This window comes from Tumebacillus flagellatus, assembly GCF_000714935.1.
GTDB lineage: Bacteria > Bacillota > Bacilli > Tumebacillales > Tumebacillaceae > Tumebacillus > Tumebacillus flagellatus.
The window spans coordinates 1-3,047 of the sequence record NZ_JMIR01000068.1 but is presented as its reverse complement, the minus strand read 5'-3'; the positions used below and the strand labels follow the sequence as shown (position 1 = coordinate 3,047).

General features: G+C 55.6%; 2 protein-coding genes. One reads left to right on the top strand and one right to left on the bottom strand.

Annotated elements, in window-relative coordinates:
• Positions 1-266: 266 nt before the first annotated feature.
• Entirely contained in the window at positions 267-1,835 is a 1,569-nt protein-coding gene (locus EL26_RS22820; RefSeq protein ID WP_038094735.1) for a DUF2339 domain-containing protein, read from the top strand.
• A gap of 63 nt (positions 1,836-1,898) precedes the next feature.
• Here the strand turns inward: EL26_RS22820 and EL26_RS22815 are convergent, their stop codons facing one another.
• Positions 1,899-2,873 (bottom strand): NAD-dependent epimerase/dehydratase family protein, encoded by a 975-nt coding sequence (locus EL26_RS22815; RefSeq protein WP_052036728.1) that lies wholly within the window; start codon positions 2,871-2,873, stop codon positions 1,899-1,901.
• Between the last annotated feature and the right edge of the window lie 174 nt (positions 2,874-3,047).

Genomic DNA, 3,047 nt, shown 5'->3' with positions numbered 1-3,047 from the left:
ACTTGAACCCACGACATTCGGTTTTGGAGACCGACGTTCTACCAACTGAACTATGCCCCTGTGTTGTTTGCCTCTGTTGTTGACCTGCGCTGTTGACAGGAGTTATCTTAACACGAATGCACGTCTACCTCAATCATGATTGTGAAACAAACTTCCACAAACTTTGGCATTCAGCAAGTTTATCCTCAACACTTCTCCCCCATGCTTGTGATATCACATGAAATCATAGTATTATTAGTCTGCCACTATTTAGGAGGTGTCTGGATTTGATTCAATTCTTCAAGCGAAACTGGATCACGCTGCTGGGTGCCCTGTTTCTGATCTTGGCCTTTTCGTATCTCTTCAAGTACGCCGTCGATCAGGGCTGGATCTCCGACGGACCGAAGATCGCGGCAGGTCTTCTGGTCGGTGTCGCCGTCGTGTTGTTCGGCGTACGCAAACTGCTCGGCCGAAACGTGATTCTCGGTCAAGTCGTCACCGGGCTCGGCGTCGCGTTGCTATACACGACCTGTTCCTTTGCCGGCGTGTACTTCGATCTCTGGAGCTCGATGACCGTCTTCCTCTCGATGTTGATTATCACGGTCGGAGTCACCGCGCTCGCCTACCGCTCCAACTTACGCATCTTGATGCACATCTCACTGCTTGGCGGGCTCGTCTCCCCGCTGGTGCTGCAACCGGAAAACGACCAAGTGTTCTCGCTCTTCCTCTATCTGCTCGTCATCAACGCCGCTTTCTTCTTCCTCAGCATCAAGAAAAACTGGTTCGAACTGCGCGCAGAAGCGTTCGTCGGCACGTGGCTGCTCTACCTCGTCTACTATGTGCATTTCGATCCGACCACATGGACCCTGCCGTTCCTCTACGCCGCGTCCGCCTTCGTCTTTTACATCATCGGCTTCCTCTACTCTTCTTGGCAACAAAATCGTCACTTCGAAGGTCTCAACCTCTACTTAGGATTTGCCAACGGCGTGCTGTTTACGCTCTGGGCGTTGCTCCTCACCGACGGCGTCGTCTCCTACACCGTGCCGCTCGCAGGGATGGGCGTCATCTACTTGCTCGCCGCTCTGATCGTCTACATGGGCAACCGCACCGCAACATTGGCCCTGTACAGCAAACTGATCGCCGGCATCTTGTTGTTGCTGGTCTCCGCCTCGGAGTTCGGGCGCGGTTGGGAATTCAAACCGCTGCTCTCCGTCTACTTCTGGGCGCTCGTATCCGCCGCTGTGATGATCACCGGGCAACGCCGGAGCCGCGACCTCTACAAATGGATCGCCTCCTGCGTGTGGGTCTGCATCTCGCTGTACTGGTTCTTTACCACATGGGACGCACCGCTTGGCTTGTGGTTCAACACGTTCATTCCTTTCTTGAACACATCCGGTGTCGCGTGGATTCTACTCGCAGTTCTCGGGTTCTACTATTCGGTCAAAGTGCAGTTCCAGGCCGGCAAAGCAGACGCCGAATCCATCTCGACTTTCTTCGCGGTCTCCAGTCACATCATGGTCGGGGGCCTGTTGACCTTCCAGATTCGTAATCTCTGGCGCTACTACGACCTGAACCACAGCAACCTCTACTTGAGCCTCTCCATTTCCTGGGGCGTCTACGCACTCCTCCTGTTCCTCTGGGGGGCGTACAGCAAACAGGCGGCGTTCCGCTGGTTCGGCTCCATCGTGCTCGGCCTCGTCGCTCTGAAGACGATCTTCATCGACCTCTCCGGCTCCGACACCATCTACAAAGTGCTCGTCCTCTTCCTCCTCGGCGCGATCACGCTCGCGATCGCCTACATCAACAACAAATGGAAAAGCCACCCCAAAGACCAAGACAGTCAACAATCGCTCTGACCCCACAAAAAAGCCTGCGTCCTCCACGGGACGCAGGCTTTTTTATCGGATTCACCGCTGCCATCAGGTGATGTCGGTCAGATCGGATTCATCGGTGGTGCGCTCCCACTCAATGGTGCGGCGCAGACCCTCTTCATACGGGACGATCTCTTCGTAGCCGAGCTCGCGGCGGATGGCGGATGTGTCGCAGATCATGTGCTGCTCCAAGTTGGCGTTCGTGCGCTCCGAGTCGGGCAATTCCTCTTGATCGACCAAGAGGATCTCGCCCTGCCAGCCGAATTGAGTGCCGACGTCGCGCACCCAGTCTTTGAACGGACGGGTTTCCACGTCGCCGACGTTGTAGATGCGGTTGGCCGCCCGTTCATCAGTGACCGCGCGGACGATGGCGTGGGCGATGTTCTCCACATAGCCATGCGTCCATTGGAAGTTGCCCCACTCCTTCTGCATGCGAATCGCCGGAACCCCCTCGACCATCTGGTCAATGTACGAGCGGAACCGATGCTGGTTGTCGCGCGGCCCGTACACGACCGGCAAGCGCAAAACCGTTCCCGGCAATAGATTCGGCTTGCTCAAGTACGCCTTCTCACAAGGAATCTTGTCATAGTTATCAAAAAATTCCCCGGTCCGCGACCCTCTGTAGAGAAACAACTGCGAGCGCAACGGTGAAGATTCGGTGATCATGCCGGGGTCGACGGGGCTCTGGTCTTTGCCGTGAATGCGCGCAAACGCTTGGTACACATCGCCGGAAGAGATCATGACCGTGCGGCGGGCGATGCCTTGAAACGTGTTCACCACCGCCAGCGCGTCTTTTTCAAAAAACGGAATCATATCGAGCACGACATCCGGCGCAAATTGCTTGAATTGCCCGACAAACTTGGGCAGTTCTTGGCGATCGCCGCGAATGACCTGCACCCCGTCCGGCAATTTCGTATCGCTGCGCCCGCGGTTGAAGACGGCGACCGCATGCCCTTGTTCGACCAGTTGTTGAACGACAAACGGCCCGATGAAGCCGGTACCTCCGATGATGAGGACTTTCATTCTTCTCAACCCTCTTTCCCTCTATGTACCTGATTTCCTTAAGTATATAAAAAAAGAAGCAGATAAAAAAAGCCCCCAGAGTTCAAACTCCGGGAGCTTTTTTCGTTTGGTGGTGCGGTCGAGAAGACTCGAACTTCCACGGGTTGCCCCACACGCCCCTCAAACGTGCGCGTC

Coding starts and splice junctions, on each gene's coding strand:
- EL26_RS22815 (WP_052036728.1), bottom strand. CDS start 2,873: ATGAAAGTCCTCATCATCGGAGGTACCGGCTTCATCGGGCCGTTTGTC.